This window comes from Caulobacter sp. GW821-FHT10A06, from assembly GCF_059415805.1.
Map to the genome: position 1 here is coordinate 166,625 of NZ_JBWKNY010000002.1, position 22,203 is coordinate 188,827.

Consider the following 22,203-nt stretch of genomic DNA (forward strand, 5'->3'; position numbering starts at 1 on the left):
AGAAGACGTGGTGAAGGCAGCCGCCGCATAGGCGTCGAGACGGGCCGTCGGTCCGCGCTCACCCTCAATCCCATTCCTGAAACAGACCGCTCAGGCGATCGCCAATAGGCGAGCTCGTCGCGCGAAGACCTGTGTCCAAGCGTAAGGCCGCCAACTCAAGGCGATGGCCGCAATAACAAGATCGGGGAGAACTAGATGACGACTCAGAACATCCGCAAACTGCTGCTCGGCTCGGCCGCCGTCCTGCTGACCGCCGGCCCGGCCCTGGCCCAGGAGGCCGCGCCGCCAGCCGCCGCCCAGAACACCTCGGTCGAAGAGATCGTGGTACGCGGCATCCGCAAGTCGCTGGCCAACGCCGTGGCCGTCAAGCGCGACGCCGCCCAGATCGTCGACGCCATCTCGGCCGAGGACATCGGCAAGCTGCCCGACCAGAACATCGCCGAGTCCCTGCAGCGCATCACCGGGGTGCAGATCAGCCGCTCGAACGGCGAAGGCTCTGGCGTCGCCATTCGCGGCCTGACCCAGATCCGCTTCGAGATCGACGGCTCGACCCTGACTGGCAACGGCACCGGCCGCGCCGTGTCGTTCGAAAGCATCCCGTCGGAACTGTTCGGCCAGCTGCAGGTCTTCAAGTCGCCCAGCGCCGAGATGATCGAAGGCGGCCTGGGCGGCACGATCAACCTGGTCACCCGCAAGCCGCTGGATCTGGACGGCCTGACCATCACCGGCAGCGTCCAGGGCGGCTATGCCGACTTCCGCGACGCCAAGTATCCGCGCCTGTCGGGCCTGGTCTCCAACAAGTGGGACACCAGCATCGGTCGTGTCGGCGCGTTGCTGAACGTCTCGTACGAAGAGCGCAAGCTGCGCTCGGACGAGTTCGACGTGCTGGCCTGGGACCGCGTGGGCCTGGGCGACATCAACGGCGACGGCGTGACCCAGACCGCGACCAGCGGCCCGCTGACCCCGGACGAAGTCTGGCGTCCGCGCCAGCTGCGCAGCGTCAGTCAGGCCCAGGACCGCAAGCGCCTGGGCGCGGTGGGCACCCTGCAGTGGGCCCCGACCTCGACGCTGCAGTTCACCTGGACCAACAGCTACAACCGCTTCAAGTACCGCAACGACTATCGCCTGCTGCGCCTGGACGTCGACAAGGCCCGCGCCAACACGACCGCCTTCAAGCGCAACGAGAACGGCACGCTGATCGCGGCAACGGTCAACAACGGCAACGTGCTGACCAACAACTTCGTCGAGCCGACCAACCAGACCAACTACACCTCGCAGCTGGACGTGAAGTGGGACCTGTCCGACCGCCTGCAGGTGACCGGCAAGGCCAATATCGCCCGGGGCCGCAACCGCGTGCCGCTGGTGGTCTATCCGACCCTGGTGGGCAACAACACCACGACGATCAGCTACGACTTCGCCAGCGGCGCCGACCTGCCGACCGTCAAGCTGCCCAGCTTCAACCTGAATGACCTCGCCAACTACAAGGTCAACACGGTCGTCCCGCAGTCGCGCCACACGGCCAACAACGAAGACGCCGTCCGTTTCGACCTGAAGTACGACTTCGACGCCGGCATCCTGGAGTCGGTGAAGGGCGGCGTGCGCTACGGCAAGCGCACCCTGGCCCAGCAGAACGACGACTCGCTGTCGAACAAGTTCACCAACACCCCGGTCACGACGATGCAGGGGCAGATGGCCGGGGCCTTCACCGGCACGTTGACCACCGGCAATGACTTCCTGTCGGGCCTGGGCGGCGACCTGCCGCGCGGGTGGGCCGGCTATGCATCCAGCTTCGTCAACGGTCCGGGCCTGGATCAGCTGATGAGCGCCTGGGGCCTGTCGGTCCCGATCGCCAAGAACATCACCACCTATTACGACGTGCAGGAGAAGACCTGGGGCGGCTACGTCCAGGCCAACCTGTCGGGCGATATCGCCAGCAAGCCGTGGTCGGGCAACATCGGCGTGCGGGTGGTCCAGACGGACTCCCACTCGTTCGCCTTCCTGCCCGACAAGACCGGCGCGCTGACCTGGCAGGACAATCCCAACAAGTACACGGACGTCCTGCCCAGCGCGAACTTCAAGGTGAACCTGACCGACGACCTGGTTTTGCGCCTGGCCGCCGCCAAGGTCATCGCCCGCGCCGCCGCCGACCAGCTGAAGGCCGCCACCAGCATCAACTACGGCTTCCAGACCGCCAGCTCGGGCAACCCGACCCTGGATCCGTTCCGGGCCACCCAGTACGACGCCTCGCTGGAGTGGTACTTCCGCCCGTCGGACTTGCTGTCGATCGCGGTGTTCAAGAAGGACGTCTCGGCCTTCATCGCCAACGAGATCGTCAACATCACCATCGTGAACAAGGAATTCCCGGGCCGTGACGACTTCCGTCTCAGCCGTCCGCGCAACGGCAACAGCGGCGAGGTCCAGGGCTTCGAGCTGGGTCTGCAGCACAGCTTCACCGAGCTGCCGGGCGCGCTGGACGGTCTGGGCGTCCAGGCCAACTACACCTTCATCGACAGCACGACCCCCAACACCGACCCGTTCACGGGCGACACTCTGCCGCTCGAGGGTCTGTCGAAGAACAGCTACAACCTGGTGGCCTTCTACGAGAAGTACGGCTTCTCGGCCCGCATGGCCTACAACTGGCGCTCCAAGTTCCTGACCGGCACGGTGGCTGGCTCGCCGATCTTCTCCAAGGCCGTGGGCCAGCTGGACGCCTCGGCCAGCTATGACGTCAACGAGCGCCTGACCGTGACCTTCGAGGCGCTGAACCTGAACGGCGTCGAGGGCTACACCTACCAGACCGTGAAGGAGCGCCTGCTCTCGCACGTCAAGAACGACCGGCTGTTCAGCGCGGGCCTGCGCTTCCGTTACTGACGGAATCCGCGCTGACACGCGCCGCGACGCTGATCAAACGCTCTCCCGCGTCCAGCGTCGCGGCGCCCTTTTGGCCTTCACCCGGGAGACCCTCCGTGGCCCTGAACCGACGTAATCTTCTCAATGCTGGCGCGGTTGCGGCGGCTGTCTCGGCCCTGCCGAAGGTGGCGGTGGGCAAACCGGCGCGTAAGCCCAACTTCGTGGTCATCCTCTGTGACGACCTAGGCTTCGGCGACGTCCAGCCGTTCGGCGGCAAGATCCCGACGCCGTCGCTCAGCCGGATGGCGGAGGAGGGGCTAACGGGCCAGAGCTACTACTCGGCCGCCAATATGTGCACGCCGTCGCGGGCCGGCCTGCTGACGGGGCGCTACCCGATCCGCACGGGCCTGGCCTGGGAGGTGATCCTGATCGGCGACGACCGGGGCCTGCCGCTGGAAGAGAAGACCATCGCCCACGCGCTGAAGGCCGACTACGCCACGGCCCTGGTCGGCAAATGGCACCTGGGCCACACCGCCCCCTGGTGGCCGCCGACCAAGCACGGCTTCGACCAGTTCTACGGCATCCCCTACAGCCACGACATGGCGCCGCTGCAGGTGTTCGACATCAAGGGGCCGGAGGCGACGCCCGGCAAGGACGTCGACCTGCATGACCTGCAGCAGATGTTTGTGACCCGCGCCGAGCAGTTCATCGAGCAGAACAAGGACCGGCCGTTCTTCCTGGAGCTGGCGCTCAGCGCCCCGCACCTGCCGGCCGTGCCCTCGAAAAACTACGACGGGGTGACGATCCAAGGGCCGTACGGCGACTTCGTGCGCGAGATCGACGACATCGTCGGCCGCGTGCTGTCCAAGCTGAAAGCCCTGGGCCTGGCCGAGGACACGCTGGTGCTGTTCACCTCGGACAACGGTCCGTGGTTCGAAGGCTCGACTGGGCCTCTACGCGATCGCAAGGGCGGGGCGGCCTATGACGGCGGCTATCACGTGCCGTTCCTGGCCTGGCGTCCGGGCCACGTGCCGGCCGGCAAGAAGACCAGCGCCATCCTGTCGGCCATCGACTTCCTGCCGACCTTCTGCGCCATGGCCGGCTATGCGCCGCCGGCCGGTGTCGAGCTGGACGGCAAGGACGTCAGCGACGTCCTGCTGAAGGGCGCGGCCTCGCCGCACGACGCCATCCTGCTGTTCAACAACGAGGACATCGTCGGCATCCGCACCCAGCGCTGGAAGTACGTCGCCAAGGCCCACTGGCGCGGCGGCATCCAGGACTTCTCCAAGCGCGGCTACGACGAGCTTTACGATATCGAGGCCGATCCGTCCGAGAGCTACAGCGTCGCCGAGCGCCATCCGGAGGTGGTCGCCGAGATGAAGCAGCGGCTAGCCGAGGCGCAAGGGAAGTTCGACAGCTTCCGCAAAGGCGTGCCGCCGTTCTTCCAGAAGGCCAGCGCGCCCAAGTCGACGCACGACTAGCGCGACAGCAGCCGCTTCAGCGCCCCGCCGGGGATCAGCTTGAAGTTCTGCTTGTCGGGGCTGTTGTCGCCATCCTGGACGACGAACAGGCCGTCCTGGAACGGCGCGCCGAAGTCGCCGGCGGCGAACTCCAGGCCGTCGGTGTCGGTCACGGCGTCCACCGAGCCCGAGCCCGTCACGCGGAAGCGACGCAGGTAGCGGCCAGTCTCCAGGTCGTAGGCGACATAGGCGTTGTCGTTCTGGCTGGAAGCGATCAACACGCCGCCGCGCTTGCCCTCGGGCATGATGGCCAGGCCCTCGATGTCGGGGATCAGCCGCACGCCGTCCACGGCGGCGAACATGACCGGCGCGGCCTTGCTGTCGGGCGCGGCGTCCATGCGCCAGACGCCGCGTTCCTCTTCGCCGACATAGAGTAGGCCGGTGCGGTCATCGACCACGCAGCCCTCGGTCTGGGTGGCCAGGCGGACGTCGCGGACTAGCTTGGCGATGGGCGAGGGGCCTGAGAGGTCCAGCGCGTACTCACGAACGTCGCCGTTGTTGTAAGCGATGATCGCGAACACCTCGTCGGCGGCGCGCCGCCACAGGCAAAAGCCGTAGACGTCGCCGACTCCGTCGCCCTCGACACGCGGATGACCCAGGTGGCGCAGGCTGACGGGCGTGCTTTCCAGGGCGTACAGGGCAAGCTTGCCGTTCGGGTCCTCGCTGCGGTCGGTGGCGGCGACCAGCACGCCCGGCTTGCCGTTGATCAGCACGTCGGTGCGTAGGTCAACATTGTTGACCAGGCCGGCCGGCGCCGAGGCGAGCAGGGCGCCCGACAGGTCGTAGACGTGCAGCCCCCACTCCTTGTCGGTGCCGACGATCAGGCTCTTGGTCGGGTCGGTGGGGTTACGCCAGATCGCCGGATCATCGGCGGCGTCATTGGGCGAGGCGACCGGAACGGTCTCGCGCACGGCCTGGATCTCGAAGGTCTCGACGGCCGGTTTGTTGTCAGGGCTTGCGGTGGCGATATCAGTATTGATGGCGCATGCGCATAGAATAGTGGCGGATATAGAGACGAGTTTGCGCAATGCGGGCATGGTAATTCCCCATGGTCCATGATGTCGTGAAGGTGACGGTGTGTTTTTCCCTCATATGAGCTGAAATTCGGATGCGCCACGGCTTTCTGTGCCTGATGTCAACTTCATAAAAGCTTCACTCACGAGGCCGATCGGCCTGCGTCTTCCCCAAAGCGCGCATCCATGCGGCGCAGCGATTTCTCGCTGATTGAGGGGATCATGAGACATTTTTCGAAGCTCGCGGCTCTGGGCGGCTGCTCGCTTTTGGCCTTGGGCGTCTGCACGCCGACGATGGCCGAAGAGACCGCCGCGGCGCCGGCCGCGACGGCTGAAAACACCGTCGACACGCTGGTGGTCAGCAGCTTCCGCAAGGGTCTGGCCAACGCTCGCGAGATCACGCGGTCGGCCGACAACCTGGTCGAGGTGCAGTCGGCGGACGATGTCGGCAAGCTGCCCGACACCAACATCGCCGAGGCGCTGCGTCGCCTGACCTCGGTCTATCTGATCCGCGACCAGGGCGAGGGGCGCTACGTCTCGATCCGCGGCGCCGATCCGATCCTGAACAACGTGACCATGAACGGTCAGACCATCGCCGTCTCGGACACCGACGGGGAGTCGGGCCGCGCCGCGCCGCTGGACGTGCTGAGCGCCAGCGCCCTGTCGCGCGTCGAGATCCACAAGGTCACGCTGCCCTATATGGACGGCCAGTCGATCGGCGGCACGATCAACATCGTCACGCCCACGGGCTTCGATCATGCCGGCCGCTACATCAACGCCAGCGCCGAGGCCGGCTACAACGACTTCGGCAAGGACAGCAAGATCTACGCGGCCAACCTGTCGATGAGCGACCGGTTCGGCGCCAATGACGAGTTCGCCGTCTTCGTCAGTGGCGAATACTGGTTCAAGCAGTACACCTCGCAGCAATATACCTCGTCGGGCTCGCAGGCGGTCGCCGGCTATCCGGCCCACTACCTGTTCCCGACCAGCATCGTCTATGCGCAGTCCATCGGCGAGAAGGAGCGCTACGGCTTCTCGGGCAATATCGAGTATCGGCCCAACGACGACACCAAGGCCTGGGCCCGCTACTTCTTCACCCAGTACAACGACGACCGCACGCGCCCGCAGATCACCCTGCGCGGCCTGCAGGGCCGCGCCGTCGCCGCGCCGGCCGTACGTCGCCCGATCCTGAACCCGACCTCGCAGACCGAGTTCGGCTTCGCCGCCTATCGCGCGCAGATGGAGAACCGCGTCGAGGTCCAGGAGCGTCCGGTCCAGCAGTTCGTCGTCGGCGGCGAGCGCCGCTTCGGCAAGGGCTGGAAGCTGGTCGGCGACCTGAACTACACGACCGCCAAGGAACTGAACCCCTATCAGCGCTACTTCGAGTCGATCACCGACACGACCGGCGCTCTGCCGACCGAGGCCCCGGCGATCACCTTCGCCCGCACCAGCGAAGGCTTGCTGCGGCCGACCGGCTACAACACCGCGCTGTCGGGCGGCCTGACCTTCCTGGATCCGGCCTTCAACACGATGTACCGCCTGCGCGGCGTCACCTCGACCGTGGTCGAAGAGACCTATACCGGCAATCTGGACCTGACCTGGGACGGCGACATCGGCGGCCGTGAGCTGGAGTTCCGCACCGGCCTGAAGGTGCTGTCGCGCGACAAGTCGGTGGACGACACCGACTACCGCTACCAGTTCACCGGGCCCAAGACGACGCTGGCCTCGGCCCCGAACCTCTTCATGCGTTTCGAGGACGGCCGCGGCGAGACCTATCAACCCGTGTCGGGCCTGTCGCTGCTGGCCCCGAACCGCTTCGGCTACGAGGCCTTCTTCGCGGCCAACCCGACCTACTTCACCTATGACGCGGCCGGCGCGGCGGCCAACTCGATGGAGAACGACTACAAGCTGAACGAAGACATCTTCGCCGGCTACGTGATGGGCGAACTGCACTTCACGCCGGACTTCAGCGTCACCACCGGCGTCCGCGTCGAGAAAACCAAGTCGGACATCTTCGCCCAGGGTTTCGTCGCCCAGGTCTCGGCCGATCCCAACACCCCGGCGGGCCGCTCGCGCCTCGGCGAGGTGCCGTTCAAGACCAGCGACATCATCGATATCTCGCGCCAGCACGACTACACCAACGTGCTGCCGGCTGCGGTGCTGAAGTGGGACATGACCAAGGCCTGGCAGTTGCGCGCCTCGGTCACGACCAATATCGGCCGTCCCGACTACACCGACATCGCGCCCATCTCGACGGTGGTGGTCAGCGAGTTCTACGACCGCACCAACAACAAGGTCGAACTGAACGCCTCGGTCGAGATCGGCAACCCGAACCTGAAACCCTACAAGGCGCTGAACTTCGACGCCTCGCTGGCCTACTACTTCCCGGACAACTCGGGCTCGGTCAGCGTCGGGGCATTCCACAAGCGCGTCGAGAACGCCGTCTACAGCATCGGCAACGAGTACAAGAACTACAAGTTCGAGACCGTCACCTACGACAACTACGTCGAAAGCACGGTCGCCAACGCCAAGCCGGGCTTCATCCGCGGCATCGAGTTGGGCGTGCAGAAGGACTTCAAGGCACTGCCCGCGCCGTTCGACGGCCTGGGCGTTTTCGCCAACGCCTCGTTCATCGACTCCGAGGTCGAGATCGTCGTGCCGGGTCGTCCGGACGGCCATGTGCCGTTCTTCAATCAGGCCGACAAGATCTTCAATCTGCAAGGCTATTACGAGCGCGGGGGCTTCCAGGCCCGCGTCGCCTATTCCTATCAAGGCAAGGCGACCAGCAGCGCGTTCGGCGCCAATCCCGACCTCGACACCTATCGCGACCCGCGCAAGTCGGTGGACGCCCGCGTCGGCTACACCTTCGACAACGGCGTGCAGGTGGCGCTGGCCGGGGCCAATCTGACCAGCCCTGCCAACATCAACCGCCGCAAGTCGGACGGCTTCAACATCTCGAGCTACGAGCTGTTCGGGCGCGAGTTCCGCCTGTCGATTTCCAAGACCTGGTGATCCCCGGAGCCTGCCTGCTCCAGCGGGCGGGCTCTTTCACTCCGAAGGAGGGCGCTTCATGCGCCCTCCGCTTTTTCGTTGAGCGCCCCATGAAGAACTCCCGCCGCACCTTCATCGCCACCGCCGCGGCCGCCGGTGTGGCCGGTCCTTTCGCCGCGCACGCCGAGACCAATCCCGAAGGCACGCCGCGCCTCCTGCTGGGGCCGATGGTGGGCGCGGTCACCGCGACCAGCGCGCCGATCTGGATGCAGCTGAGCGGCGACTATTTCGACGCCCAGGTGGCCTACACGACCGACCCGGTCGCCGGGCCCTGGAAGCGCACCACGTCCTCGCGCGCCAAGGCGCAGGACGACTGTACCCTGGTCATCGGCCTGGAGGATCTCCAGCCTGACACGACCTATCACTACCGGGTGCTGTCCAACGGCAAGGTCGACAAGTACCTGCGCGACCTGCCGCCGATGAGCTTCCGCACCGCGCCCGCCGCGCCGGCGAGGTTCCGCGTCGCTTTCGGCTCGTGCGCCCGCATCCAGAGCGATCCCGAGCAGCCGATCTGGCGCGCCCTGGCGATGAACCGGCCCGACCTCTTCCTCTGGCTGGGCGACAACATCTATGGCGACAGCACCGTGCCGGCGACCCTGGCCATGGAGTACCAGCGCCAGCGGTTCGTGCCGTCCTTCCAGCCGATCGGCCGCAACATCCCGCAGCTGGCCATCTGGGACGACCACGACTTCGCCCTCGACAACTACGACCGCACCAACCCGATCCGCGACAAGGCGCTGGAGATCTTCAAGCGCTACTGGGCCAACCCGGCGTATGGCCTGCCGGGGACGCCGGGCGTGTTCTTCGACTACGGCTATGGCGGCGTGGACTTCTTTATGCTGGACGGCCGTTACCACCGCGCGCCGGACGCCGATCCCGACACGCCCGAGAAGGCGTTCCTGGGCAAGGGCCAGTTCGAGTGGCTGAAAGCCCGCCTGCTGGCCAGCAAGGCGCCGTTCAAGATCCTGGCCTGCGGCAGCGGCTGGTCGCGGTTCAAGGGGCCGGGCGGCGACTCCTGGTCGGCCTATCTGCACGAGCGCCAGCGGCTGTTCGACTTCATCCGCGACCACAAGATCAGCGGCGTCGTGCTGCTGTCGGGCGACACCCACTTCCCGTACGTCGCCTGCGCGCCGCAGTCGGAGCAGGGCGGTTACGACCTCTATGATCTGGTGAGCTCGGCCCTGGCTCAGATGGTGGCGGGGTCGCCCATGGACCTCGGGAAGATCGCCGCCCGGATGGCCCCGGACCAGATGATCCGCCAGCCATTGCTGGGGGTGAACAACGCCGGGATCATCGACTTCGACATGACCGGCAAGACCCCGACCCTCAGTTTCAACGTCATCGATATTCGCGGGAAGGCGCTCTACGACCCGCTGACTCTGCGTGCGGACGAACTGGTCAACGGCGTGTCGTCTTGGCGTGGCAAGCTGGGACGATGATCGTCACGGCGACCAAGCAGGAAACGAGCGTGAAGGACGGCGGCGACCCGCTGTTCGAGGCGTTTCGCGCGCTGGAGCCGGCCCTGCGCCGGTTCGTCGCCTCGCGCACCCGGCAGGACGCCGATGTCGACGACATCCTCCAGGGCGTCGCGGCGCGCATCGTCGCGCGCGACCGTGACGTTCCGGTGGAGAATAAAACCGCATTTCTATTTTCGATTGCGTCTAACCTCCTGAAGGATCGCGGTCGGCGCGGACTGGCGCGTCGCCAAGGCGAGCACGTCCCGCTGGACGACGTGGAGCTGGCCGATCCGGCGGCGTTGCAGGACGATGTCCTGGACGGACGCCAGAGGATGCGGCGGTTCCTGGCGGCGCTGGACGCGCTGCCGGGCAAGGAGCGAGAGGTGTTCGTGCTGCATAGGATGGAGGGGCGTACGCTTCTGCAGGTCGGGGAACAGACCGGCCTGTCGCTGTTCCAGGTTCGCAAGCTGGTCGAGCGCGCGATGACGCGCCTGGCGCGCAAGGTCTGGAAGGATTGACGGTGAGCGGCGCGTTTTATCACGAGGAAGAGGACGACGAGCTCGTCGCGGCCCGCTGGGTGCTGGCGATCGACGCGGGGCTCGAGCCTGGCCAGACCGAGGTGTTTCATGCCTGGCTGGCGGCGCGTCCGGAGCGTGCCGACCTGATCGCGCGGCAAGCGGCATTGCAGTCCCTGGCCAAGAGTGCGCGGACCGATGCGCGCCGGCCGACCTCGCGTCGGGGCCTGCTGATCGGCGGCGGCGTGGCGTTCGGCGCGGCGGCGATCGGCGGCGCGGCCGTGCTGCTGCGCCCGCCGCCCAGCGAGGTCTATGAGACGGGCGTTGGCGAGGTGCGGGCGGTCAATCTGGCCGATACGAGCCGCCTGTGGCTGGACACCCGCACCCGCGTCACGACCCAGATGGGCCGGGCCAACCGCTGGGTGTCGCTGACCAGCGGCCGGATGTTCATCGAGGTCGCCCACGACGCCAAGCGTCCGTTCATGGTGCGCGCCGGCAAGTTCGAGGCCCGCGCCCTGGGCACGGCCTTCGAGGCCTCCGCTTTCGCCAACCGCACCGGCGTGGCCGTGACCGAAGGCGTCGTGCGCTTCACGCCGCGCGACGGATCGGCCATCGAGCTGGGCGCCGGGGAGGGGGCCTGGATCACCGCTTCGGGCCAGATCCAGCGGGTGTCGACGGCCATGCCGGGCGTCGCGTCTTGGCGCGAGCATCGGATGGTCCTGAGCGACCGTCGGCTGGACGCGGCGCTGGCCGAGCTCAGCCGCTACTTCGATCAGCCGTTGACGGTGGTCGATCCCAGCCTGGCCGCTCGGCGTGTCAGCCTGTCGTTCTCGATCGCCGACCTGGACGAGCGCCAGGCCGCCCGGATCATCGCCGACGCGGTGGACGCCGACTTCGCCGCGCGGGCTGACGGCGCGCTCGTGCTGCGCCCCAAGCTTAACCTGTAATAGCGGCGTCACGCGCGAGCGATATCGTCCCGACGATGCGGCAGGCGGACATGCGGCTCTTTCCCCTCGTGTTGTCGAGCCTGATCGCCGCCGGCGCGCCGCTGCCCGTCCTGGCGGCCCAGGCGCCGCGCATGGACGCCGTGGCGGGGCCCGGGCGTCCCGGACGACTGGCCGACGCCCTGCTGGCTCTGGCCGCCCAGGCCGACGTCAACATCGCCTTCGACGCGGCCCTGGTCGGTGACCGTCGCACGCGGGGCTTTGCCGGTCCCACCACCTTGCGCCGGGCGCTCGACGCGCTGCTGGACGGCTCGGGCCTGACCTATGTCCTGGCGCCCAACGGCGTGGTGCGCGTGCTGGCGGTCCCGCCGTCCAGGACGCCGGCACCCAAGCCCTTGCCGGTCGCGCCAGCCGTCGAGCCGTCGACCTTGATCGAGCCCATCGCGGTGGTGGGCTATCGCGTCGGGCTGGACCAGGCCGAGGCGCGGGCGCGGCGCTATGACGGCATGGTCCAGGTGATCACCGCCGACGCGGTCGGCAAGCTGCCCGACAGCAACATCGCCGACGCCCTGGACCGGCTGCCGTCGGTCTATCGCATCTCCGACCAGGGCGAGGGGCGCTACCTGTCGCTGCGGGGCCTGAGCCAGGTGCTCGACACCGTGACCTTCAACGGCGTGACCATCGCCGCCTCCGACACCGACGGCCGCTCGGGCCGGGCCGCGCCGCTGGACGTGCTGAGCGCCTCGGCGATCTCGGAGGTCGAGATCCACAATGTCATCACGCCCGACCGCGACGCCGGGGCGATCGGCGGGCTGATCGACGTACGCACGCCCACGGCGCATGACTTCGCGGGGCTCGTCGCCAGCTTCACCGCCGAGATCGGCGCGGTCGACAACGGTGGTGGTCGTGACATCCACGCGGTCGGCGGGGCCTTCGCCGACACCTTCGGGCCCGGCAAGGCCTTCGGGGTCTATCTGGCCGGCGAGCGCTGGGTGCGGGAGTACTTCTCGCCCTTCTACGACACGGCCGAGATCGTGCCGTCGGACAAGGGCCTGTATCCCGACCGCATCCTGGTCGGCGCCTCGATGGGGCGTCGGGAGCGGACCAGCCTGACCGGCTCGCTGGACTGGCGGGGAGAGGGCGGCAACGCCGCCTGGCTGCGGGTCTTCGCGGCCAATTACACCGACGAGGAGCTGCGGCCGGAGTTCATGTTCTATCGGCGGGGCGCTTTGGCGACGGACGGAGGCGACACGTTCTCGTGGCGTGGCCTGCGGGTGCGCACCGAGACACGGCATGAGCGCCAGGACAGGCCCGTGCGCCAGTACGTGCTGGGCGGCCGCTGGGCCTTGAGCGACGACTGGACCGTCGAGGGCTCCGTCAACCGGACGACGGCGCGGGAGCTGAACCCGTATCTCGACTACTACGAGACCCTGGGCGACATCGATCCGCTGGACGGGGCGGCGGACATCGGCCGTTTCCGTATCGTCGACGGCGTCTCAAACCCCGACGGCGCCATGACCGCGCCGGACGGCCGTTCGGTGTTCGACGGCGGCTTTCAGCACCTGTTTCGCATCCGGAGGATCAGCTCGACGGTGCGGGAAGACATCACGACCCAGCAGCTCGACCTGAGCCGGCGCGGGCCAATTCAACTGCGGTTCGGGCTCAAGCGCTTGTCTCGGACTAAGTCGGTGGCCGACGCCGACAACCGCTTCAACTTCCTGGGCGCGGCGACCCTGGCCGATCCCGTCCTGGCTGGCCGGATGAGCAACTACGGCGGGGCAGACGCGATCGTGCCGGGTCTGGACTTTCCGTTTCCCGATCCGGCCGGCCTGGAGGCGCTGTTCGCGCGGCGGCCGGACCTCTTCGTGTTCGACGCCGCAGCCTCGCGCGAGAACTCCGTCGAGGACCAGTACCGCATCCGCGAGACCATCTGGGCCGGCTACCTGATGGGCGCCGTCGCGGTGACGCCGGCCCTGCGCCTCACCCTGGGCGCGCGGGTCGAGCGCACGCAGGTCAGCGCGATCGCCAACGCCTTCGTGACGGAGTTGTCCGGTCCATCCGCCGGCCTGCCGTTCGTGCAGGCCGATATGCTGCCGACCTCGGGCGGGCGCAGCTACGTGAATCTCGCGCCGGCCTTGCTGGCCAAATGGGACGCCGGCGGGGCCTGGGTGCTGCGCGCTTCGGCGACCCAGACCTTCGCGCGACCCGACTATGTCGACCTGGCGCCGATCGCCCGTTTGTCTGTGTCGGTCGCGCCGGATCCGCGCACTGGCGCGTCGGTCGTCAGCGGCGTCAACGAGATCGGCAATCCGCATCTGCGGGCGATCGAAAGCCGCAACTGGGACGTCTCGGCCCAGTACCACCTGCCGCGCCGGCTGGGCTGGATCTCGGCGGCGGGGTTCTACAAGGCGCTCGACGGCCTGCCGTTCGAGGTGTTGGAGGACCGGCCGGGCGAGACCTTTGGCGGCGCGCGCTTCGACCAATATGTGGCGGTCACCAAGAGCAATGTCGGTCACGGCCATGTGGCCGGGGTCGAGCTGTCGCTGCGCTACGACCTGCGCGATGCGCCAGCGCCGTTCGACGGCTTCGGCGTGCTGGCCAACGCGGCCTTCCTGGACTCAAGCGTCTCCGCGCCCGGACGCGCGCCGCGCCGTCTGGCCGACCAGGCCAAGGCGCTCTACGCCGCCCAGCTCTACTACGAGCGTGGCTGGTTCCAGGCGCGCCTGGGCTATGCCTATCAGGGCCGGGCGCCGCGCAGCGACCAGTGGTCCGAGCCGACCGGCCTGAACTATCGCAAGCCGATCTCACGCCTGGACCTGAAGGTCATAGTCGACCTGCCGAACGCCTGGCGCGTCACCCTGGCGGGCGCCAATCTGAGCAACACTCCGTATCGCACCGACCGCAGCACTCAGCCCTACCTTACGGGGACGGGTCCGGGCTACGAGGTCTATGGCCGGGAGTATCGCCTGGGCCTGACCCGGCGCTGGTGAGGCGACGGGGCTCGAACACGCTGTAGGTCAGCGTCCCCAGGAAGATGAAGTAGAAGATCCACAGCGTGATCACATAGCCCCGAGCCATCAGGGTCGGGTCCAGGATCATGCCCAGGTGCGCCATGACCGTGGCCAGCTCCACGCCCGCCGCCATGATCAGCCAGGCGCGGTCCCAGCACAGCGCCAGGACGACCAGCAGGGCGCACATCGAGATATCGACCAGCGCGACGCCCAGCAGCGGCCAGTGATGGCCGCCCAACTTCTGGACGTAGGGCGTGATCAGGAACGCGGCCAGCGAAGCCAGGGCCGCGATCCGCTCCGGACGACCGCCGCGCCACACCACCAGGACCGTGACGACCGGCGTCAGGATCGATCCGAGGGTCTGTACGGGCGAATGCGACATGGGGCCTCCGCGCGACAGGGGAGGTCGAAGCATCGGCATGGTCAAGCCTCAGGCTTGCCGGACTCAGGACTGTCGTGAGCTAATGCCCGACACACAGGGGCCTGTTTCGCCCGCGTCGCGTGGGTGATGGATGAGCCGTTTCGACAAGCTGACCCCCCGTGAACGCGACGTCCTGCTGGGCGCGGCGCAGCTGAAGTCGTCGAAGGAAATCGCCTTCGATCTCGACCTGCGCAAGGCCACCGTCGACAAGCATTTCGCCAGCGCCGTCAGCAAGTTGTCGTTCGGTTCGCGACGTCAGGCGGCGATGGCGCTGGTGGTCCATCTACGCGAAACGGGCCTCCCTATTTTATACCAGGGGCGCCCGATCCCACTACCGTTCGACCTTTCGCCGCTCGTCAATGAGGGGGCGAAAGGAGACCTACATGCTCGATCCGATGGAAGCGGTGCCAGCCTTTCCGGCGATCACATGGAGCGATCTGGAAGCGATCTACGAAGACTTGGCGATTACGAAGGTGGAGCGGGAGGCGGTGCAGCATTTGCTGACCATCACCCGGCTCATGAGCCCCCACCTGTCTCCGCTCGATCTGATGCGCGAGATTATCTGCATCGCTTTCGTTCTGACGCCCGCGAGCGATCAGTCGCCGAACGAGGGCAAGTCCCGCCGCTGGCCCGATCCAAAGCCCAGCGGCTGATCCTGATCCTGGCGGCCGCGCTGGGGTCGGTCGTGTTGGCCTTGGTCGTCCTGGCTCTGGTGATCCAGGTCGGCCACCTGTCCGACGCTTTCGACGCCTGGGTCACGCGCCGCTAGGGCGACGACTTCCTCATCCTCAATCCTATCAAAAGGAGCCCGCCCTGCCGGCGGGATCGAGATCGCATGCAAAGACGAGACATCGCTCAATCCGTCGCCGACGCCCTGTTCGAGGCCGAGCGCGCCGTCGACCTGGCCCTCGAGAAGGCGGCCCTGTTCATCACCCACACCTCGACCCTGCGCCGGGATCACAACTTCTCGGCCATGCTGGCGCATGAAGGCGTCACCGCCGTCACGCGCTCGATCGAGACCCTGGGGCAGACGCGCTCGCACATGATGACGGCCCACGCCGCGTTGGCCGCCGCCGCGCCGCAGATCGGCGTGCGTCCGCTGACCCTGCACGGCACGGGCACCGACAAGCCCGACACCGAGATACCGCCGACGGGCGAGATCGCTCCGCCGCGGATCGTGGCCTCGTCCGCGGAGCGCGCCGCCTAAGCCGTGAGCCCCGGCGGTCGATCGCGGCCGCCGGGTGTGTTTTACGAAACCAGGGTTTCGACCAGGTCGGCCAGAATGCGTTGCTGCGCCGATGTCAGCTGCGGAAACGCCGCCGCCAGGCGGTTGGAACCGGGCGCGGTTATGAAGTCGGCGAACTGGCCCAGCGCATTGCCGCCGTCGTCGACGTCCAGGCCCTCGAACAGCGCGCTGGGCGCGATGCCCAGGGCCCGCGAGGCCTTGTAGAGCTTCGAGGCCGAGATGCGGTTGGCGCCGCTCTCGTACTTCTGCACCTGCTGGAAGCTGACGCTCAGGGCCTCGGCCAGTTCCTGCTGCGAAACGCCCATGGCCAGTCGATGGACGCGCAGAAGCCTTCCGACGTGAACGTCGATCGGGTCGGGGGCGTCCGGGTCAAGCGCGTGCATCGAGCAACCTTAACGCGCTTTCTGAGCGTTGCAATCGAGAAGGGCGCAGCCTAGCCCTCTCTGAGGACGGGCGCGGGCCGTTGCGAGAGCGCCAGCGCCGCGGCGATCAGACCGCCCGCGGCCGCCAGGATCGCCGCGCCGACCATCAGGATCAGCACGCCGCTCCAGTCCACGCTCCAGCGGGCCTCGAACACCTTGACCACCACGGGCCAGGCGGCCGCGAAGCCGCACAGGACGCCAGCCGCGCCGGCGATCAGGCCGACCGCGCCATACTCGATGACATAGGCGACCAGGATCTGAGACCGCGTCGCGCCCAGCACCTTCAGGGTGGCGGCCTCTCGGGCGCGCGCCCTGGCGCCGGCGGCGATCGCGCCGGCCAGCACCAGAAGGCCGGCCAGCCCTGCAACGGCCGCCGCGCCGCGCACCGCCAGGGCCAGTCGGTCGAACAGCGAGGCGGCGGCGTCCAGCTGCTCGCGGACGCTGATCACGTTGACCGTGGGAAAGTCCGCGCCCAGCTGGCGAGTCAGGACCGCCTCGTGCTCGCGGCTCAGCCGTGCGATCGCCACGCTGCGCAGCTCGGCGCCCTCCAGCGTGGCGGGGTTGAAGATCAGCGCGAAGTTGGGCCCGAAGCCGCCGAAGTCGACCTTGCGCAGGGCGGCGATGCGGGCCTCGATCTCGCGGCCCAGGATCAGGACTGTGATGGTGTCGCCGACCTTCAGGCCCGCGGCCTCGGCGACCTCGATGTTCAAGGCGACCTGGGGCTGCCCGGCATGGTCGGTGGGCCACCAACGGCCGGACACGACGCCGGCGTTGCGGGGCTCGCGGGCGAACAGCGAGACGCTGATGTCGTTGTCGAAAGCCCAGCGCTCGGAAGGCTTGATGGCCTTCGTATCCACGGCCTTGCCCTTCAGGGCGACGATGCGGCCGGTGGCGAAGGGCATGCGCAGATAGGCGTCCTCCTTCAGCGGTCCGGTGACCTTGGCCACGGCGGCGTCGAAGGCTGCGGCGCGGTCGGCGGGGATCTCGGTGAAGACCATGGCCGGGGCGGTGCGCGGCGCCACGTCGCTGACCTGGGCCAGCAGGGCCGACTGGATCAGCACCACGCAGGCCAGCAGCGCGACGCCAAGGCCGATGGCCGGACTGGCCGTCCGCGCCGCTGACCTCGGTCCCGCCAGATTGGCCAGACCCAGTTTGATCGGGCCACGCGTCAGGCCGCGCACTCTACCGGCGACCCAGGCGGCCGCGCGTCCCAAGGCGGACAGCAGGCCGAAGGCGACGGCGACGCCCGCGATCATGATCGCCGCCGAGACCGGCGTCGGGGCGGTGGCCACGGCCAGGGCCGCCAGGCCAAGGCCCGCGATGGCCGCGCCGATTGTCTCCACGCCCAGCGGCAGGCGGGCGCGCGGCGCGCGGCGGAACAGAGCCGAAGGCGGGGTGCTGCGCGCCCGGGCCAGTGGGATCAGCGAGAAGGCGGCCGCCGCCAGGATCCCGAACAGCCCGGCCTTGGCCAGCGGCCAGGGATAGACCTTGAACAGGGCCGGGATCGGCAGGCTGGAACCGGCGAACTGCCCCAGGATCAGCGGCGCGATCGCGCCGACCGCCAGCCCGATCGCCACGCCCAGCAGCGCCAGCAGGCCGATCTGGATCAGGTGCAGGTCGCGGATCAGGCCGCTCTGCGCGCCCAGGGCCTTCAGCACGGCGATCGCCGGCTCTCGCGCCGACAGATAGGTCGACACCGCGCCGGCCACGCCCAGGCCGCCCGCGACCAGCGAAGCCAGGCCGATGAAGCCCAGGAAGTATTCCAGCTGGTCGATCAGCCGCCGCGCGCCCGGCGCGCTGTCCAGGCGATCGCGGACCCGCAGGTGGGAGTCCGGGAAGGCGCTCTGGATGGCCTTGCCGGCGGCACGGGGATCCTGGTTCGCCGGCAGGGCGATGCGGACGGTGCGGCCCGACAGTCCGCCCGGCGCTAGCAGGCCCGAGGGCTCCAGGACATCGCGGCGGATCAGGACGCGCGGGGCCAGCGAGAAGCCGCGCGACAGGCCGTCCGGCTCGCTGACCAGGCGGACGGTGACGACCAGGGTCATCGGTCCAGCCTCGAAGCGGTCGCCGATCTTCAGGTGCAGGCGATCCAGAAGCGCGGGCTCGACCGCCGCGCCCGGAACGCCGTGATGGTCGGCCAGGGCCGCGGCCAAGTTCGGCGCGCCGTCCAGCTTGACCGCGCCCGCCAGCGGGAAGCGGCCGTCCACGCCACGCAGGCTGACCAGGCGGCGGTCGCCATTGGGCGCCTGGGCCATGGCGCGGGCGACGGCGGCGTAGGTCGTGGCGCCCAGCTTGTCGAAGGCGGCGTGTTCCTTGTCGGTGAAGTCGCGGTTCTCGACCGAGAACGACAGGTCGCCGCCCAGGATCTCGCGCGCCTGTCCGGCCAGGCCCTGGCGGAAGGCCTCGGCGGTCGAGCCGGCGGCGGCGATGGCGGCCACGCCCAACGCCAGGCAGGCCAGGAAGATGCGAAAGCCGCGCACGCCCGAGCGCAGTTCGCGGGCGGCCAGTCGGAAGGCGAGAGGGGCCATGCTCAGGCCTGGATCCGGCCGTCGGCCATGCGCACGATCCGGTCGGCGCGAGCGGCCAAAGTCGGGTCGTGGGTGACCATCACCATGGCGGCGCCGACCTCGGCGACCAGGTCGAACATCAGGTCGGCCACCGACGCGGCGGTCGCGCCGTCCAGGTTGCCGGTCGGCTCGTCGGCGAACAGCAGGGCGGGGCGCGCGGCCAGGGCGCGGGCCAGGGCGACGCGCTGCTGCTCGCCGCCGGACAGCTGGTGCGGATAGTGGGTCAGGCGCTGGCTCAGACCGACCCGGCCCAGCCAGTCGCGAGCGATGGCGGTCGCGTCACGCGTTCCCGCGATCTCCAGCGGCGTGGCGACATTCTCCTCGGCCGTCATGTTGGGCAGCAGATGGAACGACTGGAACACCAGGGCCGCGCGACCGCGACGCAGGCGGGCCCGGCCGTCCTCGTCCAGCTTGGCCAGCGTCTGGCCGAATAGCCGCACCGTCCCGGCCGTGGGTTCCTCAAGCCCCGCGCCGACCGCGATCAGCGAGGACTTGCCCGATCCCGACGGACCGACCACGGCCACGCGCTCGCCCGGAGCGACGACGAAGTCCACGCCGCGCAGGATATTCACGGGTCCGGCGGATGAGGGCAGGGTCAGGGCGACGGCGTCGAGGGCCAAGGGGGCGGCAGGCGAGGGCTCGTCGGTCATGTCGCTTCCTGAGGAGCCGGCCATTGTTCCGCCGGCAGCCAGACTACATAGGAAGGCATGAGCCCGATCGCACAGCGTTTTCCCAACCGTCGCCGAATTTTGCTCGGCCTTGGCCTGTTGAGCCAGCTGGCCGCCGCGCCCAAGCCGCCGGTCGTCACCGTGTTGGGCGACTCCATCACGGCCGGACTGGGCCTCCCGGCGCGTGACGCCATGCCGGCCCAGCTCCAGGCTGCCCTGGCTAGACGCGGCGTGTCGGCCATCGTGCGGGCTGCCGGCGTGTCGGGCGACACCAGCGGCGGCGGCCTGGCGCGGGTCGGCTTCAGCGTCGCGCCCGACACCAAGGTCTGCGTGGTGGCCCTGGGCGGCAACGACCTGCTGCAAGGCGTCGAACCGGCGCGGACCAAGGCCAATCTGCGCGGCATCCTGCAGAAGCTCAAAGCGCGCGGCGTCAAGGTGGTGCTGGTCGGCGTGGGCGCGCCGCCGGCCATCGGCGCGACCTATGCCCGCGAGTTCAACGCGGTCTATTCGAGCCTGGCCAAGGAGTTCGCCGCGCCGCTCTATCCCAACATCCTGGCCGGGGTGAACGGAGACCGCGCCCTGATGCAGGGCGACGGCATCCACCCGAACGCCGCCGGCGCCAAGAGGATCGGAGAGGCCTTGGCGCCTTTGGTCGTTCGGGCTCTGGCAGGGCGCTAGATCAGCGGTTCCAGGGGAAGACCAGGCTGGGTTGGTGGGCGTAGCGCTTGACGCCGATGGTCAGGGTCTCGCCCGCGCCCGGCGCCAGGCGGACGTTGAACCATGAGGCGTTGACGGTCATCGCCGCGCCGCCCGCCGACTTGACGGTGGTCGCGTCGTTCTCGCCATAGGCCCCCATCTGCACCGTCACCGTCCGCGCCTTCAGCGGGTTGGTATTGACCAGGGTCAGGGTCACCGCCTCGGGCGTGATTTTGCGCACCAGGGCGGCGACGCCGTCCGGCAGGCCCGGGCGGCGCGCCTCGGGATCGAAGTGACGGACCTGGGCGTGCAGCGCCAGGGGGCCGTGACCCGAACCGCCCGGATCGGCCGCGCCCATGGTCAGGTTGATCAGGGCCTCGGTCGCCACCGGATTGGAGTCCGACCAGCGGGTGTCGTCCGGCGGGAAGCCGATCGTGGTGTCGTCCTTGCGGATACGCTCGCCGGCGACCCGCACCTCTTCCAGCCCCGCCTGCAGCGCGTTGACCGCATAGGCCTCGTCGCCCGACTGCAGGTAGTCCAGCCAGCCCGGCTTGCTCTCGCTGGCCTTGGCGCGGGCCAGGTCGGCGGGGTTCATCTCCCACAGATAGAGGTCGGCCTCGAGCTTGCGGCGATTGCCCAGGCCCGGCGAGCGGCCGGCGACGTCGTAATAGCCGTACCAGCCCTTGTCGCCGTAATAGACCGGGATCATCGTCTTGCCGTTCTCGACCTTCTTCTGGGCGTACAGGTTGTCGAGCTGCTTGCGCAGGACGGCGGTGTAGCCCTGGTCGCCGGTCAGCAGCAGGGCGTTGCCGAAGGCCTCGGGCGGGCCGCGCAGCACGTAGTTGCGCACGCCGCTGTCGGGCGAGTTCCAGCCGAACACGCCGCCGTACCACTTGCCGCCCCACTCGCCGCCGATCGAGCCATCCAGGCCGATGTTGGAGGGGATGTTGCCGCCATTGGCCTTGGTCCGCTCCTTCCAGGCGTCGACATAGGTGAGCAGCCAGGTGCGGTACTTGGCGTCGCCGGTGGCCATGTAGGCGGTCATGGCCAGGTTGGTGCTGGCCAGGTTCAGCGGGTGGTCGCCCTTGATGTTGGTCGACTTCAGGAAGCGCTTCTGGCGCTCGGGATTGCCGCCGGGCACGGGCGGGCCGTCCCAGTCGATCGGCGAGGGCTCGCCGAGGTTCGGACCCTTGCTGCCGTTGAACAGGCTACGGATGATCTTGTGCTGCGGATCATAGTTCGGCGCGGCCGGATCCTCGTTCAGATAGAAACCCGCGAACCGGCGCAGACGGGTGAGGTACAGCGGGTCATCGGGCTGGGCCAGGCCGTAGAAATAGAAGCCCGACAGGCCTTCGCCAATGTGCTCCCAGTCAAAGGACGGGGTGAATTCACGCTGGTAGATGCCGTCGCGGGCCGAGGCCACTTCCGGCACCTTGGCGCGGGAATATTGGTCCAGATGACCTTCCCAGACCGTCTGCCAGCTCTTGAGGATCGTGTCCGGTCCGCCCAGCGCATAGGCCAGCGGCCAGTTGCGGATCGGCTCGACGGAGTCGTCGGGACCGTCGGTGATGCCCCAGTGCTCGGGACCCTTCAGATAGCCGCGACCGTCCACGAACTTGCGGGTGAAGGCCTCGACGCCCTCGGCATTGGCCTGCAGCAGGGCGCGCTCGGCCAGGGCCCAGGCCGGGGCGGGCATGGGCTTGTCGACGGCCAGGGTGGGCTCGGCCCGCGCGATGGCAGACGTGGCCAGCAACGTCGAAAGCGCGAACGCGGCGAGGGAGAGGCGGCGGGGAGGGGACATGGGACAGGATCCGTCGGGAGG

16 protein-coding genes are annotated in these 22,203 nt (G+C 68.5%); 10 read left to right on the plus strand and 6 right to left on the minus strand.

The annotated features are described in order from the left end of the window. Window positions 1-195: 195 nt before the first annotated feature. The gene (locus AC07NF_RS04770; protein WP_494628562.1) at window positions 196-2,871 is read left to right on the plus strand and encodes a TonB-dependent receptor; all 2,676 of its coding nucleotides are present in this window, start codon (window positions 196-198) and stop codon (window positions 2,869-2,871) included. A gap of 95 nt (window positions 2,872-2,966) precedes the next feature. Continuing rightward, window positions 2,967-4,331, plus strand: a complete 1,365-nt coding sequence (locus tag AC07NF_RS04775; protein ID WP_494628560.1) for a sulfatase family protein — start codon at window positions 2,967-2,969, stop codon at window positions 4,329-4,331. Here AC07NF_RS04775 and AC07NF_RS04780 read toward each other — a convergent pair. Continuing rightward, a complete protein-coding gene (locus tag AC07NF_RS04780; protein WP_494628558.1) occupies window positions 4,328-5,407 on the minus strand; it encodes a phytase in 1,080 nt (359 codons plus the stop codon). The two genes, AC07NF_RS04775 and AC07NF_RS04780, sit on opposite strands and share 4 nt — an antisense overlap. A 198-nt stretch (window positions 5,408-5,605) precedes the next feature. Between AC07NF_RS04780 and AC07NF_RS04785 the strand changes: the two genes are divergently transcribed. From AC07NF_RS04785 to AC07NF_RS04805, 5 genes are all read left to right on the plus strand, one after another. Next, window positions 5,606-8,395: a TonB-dependent receptor gene (locus AC07NF_RS04785; RefSeq protein ID WP_494628556.1), complete on the plus strand. Its 2,790-nt coding sequence runs from the start codon at window positions 5,606-5,608 to the stop codon at window positions 8,393-8,395. Between the two features lie 89 nt (window positions 8,396-8,484). After that, window positions 8,485-9,873, plus strand: coding sequence for an alkaline phosphatase D family protein (locus tag AC07NF_RS04790; RefSeq protein WP_494628554.1), 1,389 nt, complete (start codon window positions 8,485-8,487; stop codon window positions 9,871-9,873). Beyond that, window positions 9,870-10,409 (plus strand): RNA polymerase sigma factor, encoded by a 540-nt coding sequence (locus AC07NF_RS04795; protein WP_494628552.1) that lies wholly within the window; start codon window positions 9,870-9,872, stop codon window positions 10,407-10,409. Before AC07NF_RS04790 ends, AC07NF_RS04795 begins: the two co-directional genes overlap by 4 nt. Window positions 10,410-10,411: 2 nt before the next feature. Beyond that, window positions 10,412-11,353 (plus strand): FecR family protein, encoded by a 942-nt coding sequence (locus tag AC07NF_RS04800; protein ID WP_494628550.1) that lies wholly within the window; start codon window positions 10,412-10,414, stop codon window positions 11,351-11,353. 50 nt (window positions 11,354-11,403) lie between these two features. Next, window positions 11,404-14,340: a TonB-dependent receptor gene (locus tag AC07NF_RS04805; protein ID WP_494628548.1), complete on the plus strand. Its 2,937-nt coding sequence runs from the start codon at window positions 11,404-11,406 to the stop codon at window positions 14,338-14,340. On the opposite strand, the gene AC07NF_RS04810 is transcribed toward AC07NF_RS04805, so the two are convergent. Beyond that, window positions 14,270-14,743: a hypothetical protein gene (locus tag AC07NF_RS04810; RefSeq protein WP_494628546.1), complete on the minus strand. Its 474-nt coding sequence runs from the start codon at window positions 14,741-14,743 to the stop codon at window positions 14,270-14,272. The genes AC07NF_RS04805 and AC07NF_RS04810 overlap by 71 nt on opposite strands. A gap of 130 nt (window positions 14,744-14,873) precedes the next feature. On the opposite strand from AC07NF_RS04810, the gene AC07NF_RS04815 reads away from it, so the two are divergent. Then, window positions 14,874-15,551, plus strand: coding sequence for a response regulator transcription factor (locus AC07NF_RS04815; protein ID WP_494628544.1), 678 nt, complete (start codon window positions 14,874-14,876; stop codon window positions 15,549-15,551). A gap of 66 nt (window positions 15,552-15,617) precedes the next feature. Beyond that, on the plus strand, window positions 15,618-15,989 hold the full coding sequence (locus AC07NF_RS04820; protein ID WP_494628542.1) for a hypothetical protein: 372 nt from the start codon (window positions 15,618-15,620) through the stop codon (window positions 15,987-15,989). A 41-nt stretch (window positions 15,990-16,030) separates the two neighbouring features. Here the strand turns inward: AC07NF_RS04820 and AC07NF_RS04825 are convergent, their stop codons facing one another. Genes AC07NF_RS04825 through AC07NF_RS04835 form a run of 3 tightly spaced genes read right to left on the minus strand, consistent with a single transcriptional unit; the run spans window position 16,031 to window position 19,667 of the window. After that, window positions 16,031-16,411 (minus strand): helix-turn-helix domain-containing protein, encoded by a 381-nt coding sequence (locus tag AC07NF_RS04825; RefSeq protein ID WP_494628540.1) that lies wholly within the window; start codon window positions 16,409-16,411, stop codon window positions 16,031-16,033. A 50-nt stretch (window positions 16,412-16,461) separates the two neighbouring features. Next, window positions 16,462-18,984, minus strand: a complete 2,523-nt coding sequence (locus AC07NF_RS04830) for an ABC transporter permease (RefSeq protein WP_494628685.1) — start codon at window positions 18,982-18,984, stop codon at window positions 16,462-16,464. Beyond that, on the minus strand, window positions 18,981-19,667 hold the full coding sequence (locus AC07NF_RS04835; RefSeq protein ID WP_494628539.1) for an ABC transporter ATP-binding protein: 687 nt from the start codon (window positions 19,665-19,667) through the stop codon (window positions 18,981-18,983). The genes AC07NF_RS04830 and AC07NF_RS04835 overlap by 4 nt, the downstream gene beginning before the upstream one ends. A gap of 57 nt (window positions 19,668-19,724) precedes the next feature. Between AC07NF_RS04835 and AC07NF_RS04840 the strand changes: the two genes are divergently transcribed. Next, on the plus strand, window positions 19,725-20,363 hold the full coding sequence (locus AC07NF_RS04840; RefSeq protein ID WP_494628537.1) for an arylesterase: 639 nt from the start codon (window positions 19,725-19,727) through the stop codon (window positions 20,361-20,363). 1 nt (window position 20,364) lies between these two features. Here AC07NF_RS04840 and AC07NF_RS04845 read toward each other — a convergent pair whose 3' ends face one another. Then, window positions 20,365-22,182, minus strand: coding sequence for a DUF8034 domain-containing protein (locus tag AC07NF_RS04845; protein ID WP_494628535.1), 1,818 nt, complete (start codon window positions 22,180-22,182; stop codon window positions 20,365-20,367). Window positions 22,183-22,203 lie beyond the last annotated feature (21 nt).

Bases quoted from the DNA above. Each gene is read 5' to 3' on its own strand.
- AC07NF_RS04790 (WP_494628554.1), top strand. From the start codon at position 8,485: ATGAAGAACTCCCGCCGCACCTTCATCGCCACCGCCGCGGCCGCCGGT.
- AC07NF_RS04825 (WP_494628540.1), bottom strand. From the start codon at position 16,411: ATGCACGCGCTTGACCCGGACGCCCCCGACCCGATCGACGTTCACGTC.
- AC07NF_RS04840 (WP_494628537.1), top strand. From the start codon at position 19,725: ATGAGCCCGATCGCACAGCGTTTTCCCAACCGTCGCCGAATTTTGCTC.
- AC07NF_RS04780 (WP_494628558.1), bottom strand. From the start codon at position 5,407: ATGCCCGCATTGCGCAAACTCGTCTCTATATCCGCCACTATTCTATGC.
- AC07NF_RS04770 (WP_494628562.1), top strand. From the start codon at position 196: ATGACGACTCAGAACATCCGCAAACTGCTGCTCGGCTCGGCCGCCGTC.
- AC07NF_RS04820 (WP_494628542.1), top strand. From the start codon at position 15,618: ATGCAAAGACGAGACATCGCTCAATCCGTCGCCGACGCCCTGTTCGAG.
- AC07NF_RS04845 (WP_494628535.1), bottom strand. From the start codon at position 22,182: ATGTCCCCTCCCCGCCGCCTCTCCCTCGCCGCGTTCGCGCTTTCGACG.
- AC07NF_RS04810 (WP_494628546.1), bottom strand. From the start codon at position 14,743: ATGTCGCATTCGCCCGTACAGACCCTCGGATCGATCCTGACGCCGGTC.
- AC07NF_RS04795 (WP_494628552.1), top strand. From the start codon at position 9,870: ATGATCGTCACGGCGACCAAGCAGGAAACGAGCGTGAAGGACGGCGGC.
- AC07NF_RS04835 (WP_494628539.1), bottom strand. From the start codon at position 19,667: ATGACCGACGAGCCCTCGCCTGCCGCCCCCTTGGCCCTCGACGCCGTC.
- AC07NF_RS04785 (WP_494628556.1), top strand. From the start codon at position 5,606: ATGAGACATTTTTCGAAGCTCGCGGCTCTGGGCGGCTGCTCGCTTTTG.
- AC07NF_RS04815 (WP_494628544.1), top strand. From the start codon at position 14,874: ATGAGCCGTTTCGACAAGCTGACCCCCCGTGAACGCGACGTCCTGCTG.
- AC07NF_RS04805 (WP_494628548.1), top strand. From the start codon at position 11,404: ATGCGGCTCTTTCCCCTCGTGTTGTCGAGCCTGATCGCCGCCGGCGCG.